Source organism: Mesorhizobium sp. M7A.F.Ca.US.005.03.2.1, assembly GCF_003997795.1.
Taxonomy (GTDB): Bacteria; Pseudomonadota; Alphaproteobacteria; order Rhizobiales; family Rhizobiaceae; genus Mesorhizobium; species Mesorhizobium ciceri.
In genome coordinates this window covers 1-3,775 of the sequence record NZ_RZRP01000628.1, presented here as the reverse complement: position 1 = coordinate 3,775, position 3,775 = coordinate 1, and the positions used below count along the sequence as shown (strand labels likewise).

General features: G+C 62.5%; 6 protein-coding genes. 2 read left to right on the top strand and 4 right to left on the bottom strand.

Going from position 1 to position 3,775, the window contains the following annotated elements; all coding sequences use genetic code 11:
- From EN991_RS27100 to EN991_RS27090, 3 genes are all read right to left on the bottom strand, one after another.
- The coding region (locus EN991_RS27100) for a VOC family protein (protein WP_206519257.1) at positions 1-284 on the bottom strand (284 nt) is incomplete at its 3' end.
- A 34-nt stretch (positions 285-318) separates the two neighbouring features.
- Entirely contained in the window at positions 319-1,467 is a 1,149-nt protein-coding gene (locus tag EN991_RS27095; RefSeq protein WP_013530516.1) for an amidohydrolase, read from the bottom strand.
- 153 nt (positions 1,468-1,620) lie between these two features.
- A complete protein-coding gene (locus EN991_RS27090) occupies positions 1,621-2,064 on the bottom strand; it encodes an SRPBCC family protein (protein ID WP_013530517.1) in 444 nt (147 codons plus the stop codon).
- 435 nt (positions 2,065-2,499) lie between these two features.
- Here EN991_RS27090 and EN991_RS27085 point away from each other — a divergent pair, with 435 nt between their 5' ends.
- Positions 2,500-2,643 (top strand): hypothetical protein, encoded by a 144-nt coding sequence (locus tag EN991_RS27085; protein ID WP_013530518.1) that lies wholly within the window; start codon positions 2,500-2,502, stop codon positions 2,641-2,643.
- Positions 2,644-2,739: 96 nt separating this feature from the next.
- Here the strand turns inward: EN991_RS27085 and EN991_RS27080 are convergent, their stop codons facing one another.
- The gene (locus EN991_RS27080) at positions 2,740-3,432 is read right to left on the bottom strand and encodes a DUF2270 domain-containing protein (protein ID WP_013530519.1); all 693 of its coding nucleotides are present in this window, start codon (positions 3,430-3,432) and stop codon (positions 2,740-2,742) included.
- Here EN991_RS27080 and EN991_RS40385 point away from each other — a divergent pair.
- On the top strand, positions 3,431-3,775 hold a 345-nt coding region (locus EN991_RS40385; protein WP_206519256.1), incomplete at its 3' end, for a hypothetical protein. The genes EN991_RS27080 and EN991_RS40385 overlap by 2 nt on opposite strands.

The window sequence follows — 3,775 nt, the reverse complement described above, 5'->3', positions numbered from 1 at the left end:
TTCCAGTAGCGGTCGGTTTCCTGCTGATCGTCGGTGGCGATCTGGAACGAGAAGGCCTCGTTCTGCTTGAATGTGGAGCCGCCGTTCAATCCGATGCAGGGAATGCCGGCGACGGTAAATTCGACCGTCAACACGTCGCCTTTCTTGCCGGACGGAAAATCGCTCGGCGCACGGTGAACGGCGCCCACGCTGGTGTCGGGAAAGGTCTCTGCGTAGAAGCGCGCCGCAGCCTCGGCGTCCTTGTCGAACCAAAGGCAAATCGTGTTCTTCGGTATCTTTGGCATTGCATGTTCCTTTCGGCGTTGGAGTTGGCGGAGGTCAGCCCAGGAGATTGCGTGCCGTGCGCATGAAGATCCTCGACCCGATCGGGATCAGGTCGTCGGGAAAGTCATAGTCGGGATTGTGCAAGGCGGGGTGCCGCTCGCCCGCACCGAGGAAGAACATCGCCGACTTGGCACTATGGCCGAACAGGCCGAAATCTTCCGAGGCGCGCATCGGCAGGGCCTCTTCGCCGTGCGATACGCCCTCTTCATCGAGCGCGCGCCGCAGATGCTCCACCGCGTCCGGCGCGTTGACGCTGGCGACGAAGATCTCGTGATAGTCCCAGCGGGCGGTAAGGCGATGCTCGCCGGCGATCCTGGCGACCAGTGCTTCGGCAGCAGCGCAAAGGTTCGCCATGCGCTCGTCACGCCGGGTGCGCAGCGTTGCCCACACCTGCGCATGAGCAGGCGCGATGCCGAACACGGCCTCGCCCATCGCGGCATGGGTGACGGTCAGCATGGAGAAGTCGTCGTCGGCGAAGGTTCCGCGCCCGAGCGCCGGCAGCGCCGGCATCAGCTCACTGATCGCCAGCATCGGCGAGGTGCCGGTCTCCGGCATGGACGAATGGGCGGTCTTGCCCTCCAGCACGATGCGCATGCCGCGTGACGCACAGTTGACCACGCCGGGCTTGAGCCGCACCTCGCCGAACGGCACGCCAGGCAGGTTGTGCAGCGAGAAAGCGAAATCCGGCGCGATCTCGCCGAAGCGGGGATCGGCAACGACGCCGGCTGCGCCATTGCCGGTTTCCTCCGCCGGCTGGAACATCAGCACGACGCGGCCGCTTGCAGGCCGCTCGCGCCCCAACTGCCGGCCGAGGGATGCCAGGATGGCGGTGTGTCCGTCATGGCCGCACATATGCGACTTGCCCGGCACGCGCGACGCATGCGGCACGCCTGAAAGTTCTTCGATAGGCAAGGCATCGAGTTCCGAACGGAACAGCACCGTCGGCCCTGCTTTGCCGCTGTCATATGTGACCGCGACGCCGTGCCCGCCGAGCTGTGTCAGCACCTTGTCCGGCCCCGTATCGGCGAGGAAGGCGACGACCTCCTTTGCCGTCTTCTCCTCTTCATTCGAGATTTCCGGATACTGGTGCAGCTGGCGCCGCCACGCCGTCAACTCGACGATGTCTCGGTTGGTCAGAGTCATGCTTTTTCAACCTCCGCTGCATTCTTCATCGACACGTCCAGGCACAGGGGTGCCGCAATGATGAATTGCTAGCGACAAAGGGCAGTTCCCGCCACAGTCCAAGTTTCAGGCTTCGGCAGGCCAGAAACGGCCGTTCTCCCGGCCATCCGCAGCCTATTGATTGATCTCGGGCTCGACGAGCTTTGCCAGGTTTCTGAGCGATTCCTGCCAGCCGAGATAGCAGGCCTCGACCGGAATGACGTCCGGAATGCCGGCCTGGGTGATGTCGATTTCAGTGCCGACCGACACTTTTTTCAAGACCACGGTCACCCGTATCTCGCCGGGCAGGTTGGGATCGTCGAACCTGTCGGTGTAGAGCAGGCGCTCGCCCGGAACGAGTTCAAGGTATTCGCCGCCGAAGGCGTGGCTGTCGCCGGTGGTGAAATTGCGGAACGACATCTTGAACGTGCCTCCGACCTTTGCCTCGAAATTATGGACCGTGCAGGTGAAGCCGTTTGGCGGAAGCCACTTGGCCAGCGCGTCCGCTTCAACGAAGGCGCGATAGACCTTTTCCGGGCTGGTCGTCAGAACGCGGTGCAAACGTACGGTGCCGGGCATTGCTGGATCCTTTCATGAATGCCTGTTCGATACCCCAAGGACGGACGAAGCCTAGCCAGTCCGACATTGGTTTGCGAATTTTTTGACGGGAGGCGGCCTGCCTACGCCGCGGACATGCGTTCGACCCCGAGCTATCAACACGAAGCTCGGGCGAGGCGGCGGATGAACTGCACCGGCTTCGGAGCTGGCGCTCACCTGCTAAATCGCGTTCCTGAGCCATCTTGTTGTTCGGGCGTGTTTTTGTCGATTGCCGCGAACGGCCGCGCGTCCCCGTCAATGCTTCGAACGCCGCCAAATAGGGCAGCGCGTCTTTGCCGTCCATGTGCCGATCATTAGAATTTGCATCTGATCAGAGTTGATTTCCTATCAAGCCGTTAATGCGGCCATGCTGTTAATCAGCATTTGCTAATGAGTCTTTCGAACCTGAGGCAAGCAATGACCAAGAATCTCGGCAATGCACGTCATACGCCGGCGAAGGACCCGCAGGTCTCCCTTCTGGGCAAAGCCGCGCCGGCGCTGTTTCCGCTGGTCGTGGCGGCACTGGGTTACATGGTTGGCAAGCAGTTCTTCGGCATCTAGGCGCGAAGTTCCGTTCCCTCAAACGTCTCGGCGGACCGACCATTTCAGCGCGCGGGCCGCCGTTTGGTTGCAGCGGCGTGTTGCCGGGCATCAACGTCAAACATGCACGTCGCCAAAGGACAGTTCGCCGTCGTTATCGGCCGTGAAAAAGACGATGGCAAGCAACCCGACATAGAATGCGGCCACGACAACCACGATCGCCACACCGGGAACGGGGCCAAGGGCGGCGCTGTCTACGGCTTCGCGAAGCGAACCGGCAAAGCCGGTCCTGACGCCCACGGTTTGAAGGCTGGGCGTGGATATCTTGAGCACCCAGGCCAGCAAGAGGATCAGGAACAGGTAGATGTAATTTCGCCGCAGCCGACGGGCTAGCGCGACGCGCTGCGACAGCAGGAACTTCGGCGCGCGTAGGCCTTCCCCGACGATGAGCAGCCAGTCCGAGGCAAAGTCGGGCTGTGGGGAAAAGATCTGCGCGAAATAGTGGCGCTCGAACTGGCGTACGCGCGCCCGATAGAAATCGAAGAACCGATAGCGGCGCGCCTCGATCCATAGCAGCAGCAAGATCAGCAGCATGGCGAAAAGCAGCACGCCGTGATGCGCACTGGCCGTCGACAGCGATACCGAAAGCAGCGCCGCCACCACCGTGATTGCCCAGTTGGTTGTCCTGTCCAGCCGGTCGCGCCATCCCGCCATGCGAGCGATCTCGGCGCGGTGAAAATGCGACAGCGTGTTGACACGCTCCGCCGATGAAAGGACGGGGCCAGCGGGCTGTGCCGACGCGTCGTTCATGGCATCCTCCGGCAAGGAACAGAACGGCCTGCCAGCGGCATTGTTCCCTGTCCTCGAGACCGCCGATCCAGCCGACCAGCCGCGCGTTGACGCCGAGGCGGCTCCGGTCCAGCAGACATCAAGCCGGCGGTTGACCACTGTTTCGCGACATGCCGATCGAAGGGCACGACTGATGTGGACAGCACCGGTGACGCAGGCACCTGCATGCACCAATCACATTACATTACGAGGTCTTGACCCACCCGCGACGGAGTCCAAAATCCTCCGCACCAGTGCCGACGAGGCGCCGGCTTCACGGGCGCCGCGCGGGTCAGGGGCGGTGGCCCTCGGGCAGGCTCAGGTG

Coding starts and splice junctions, on each gene's coding strand:
- EN991_RS27085 (WP_013530518.1), top strand. CDS start 2,500: ATGACCAAGAATCTCGGCAATGCACGTCATACGCCGGCGAAGGACCCG.
- EN991_RS27080 (WP_013530519.1), bottom strand. CDS start 3,432: ATGAACGACGCGTCGGCACAGCCCGCTGGCCCCGTCCTTTCATCGGCG.
- EN991_RS27095 (WP_013530516.1), bottom strand. CDS start 1,467: ATGACTCTGACCAACCGAGACATCGTCGAGTTGACGGCGTGGCGGCGC.
- EN991_RS27090 (WP_013530517.1), bottom strand. CDS start 2,064: ATGCCCGGCACCGTACGTTTGCACCGCGTTCTGACGACCAGCCCGGAA.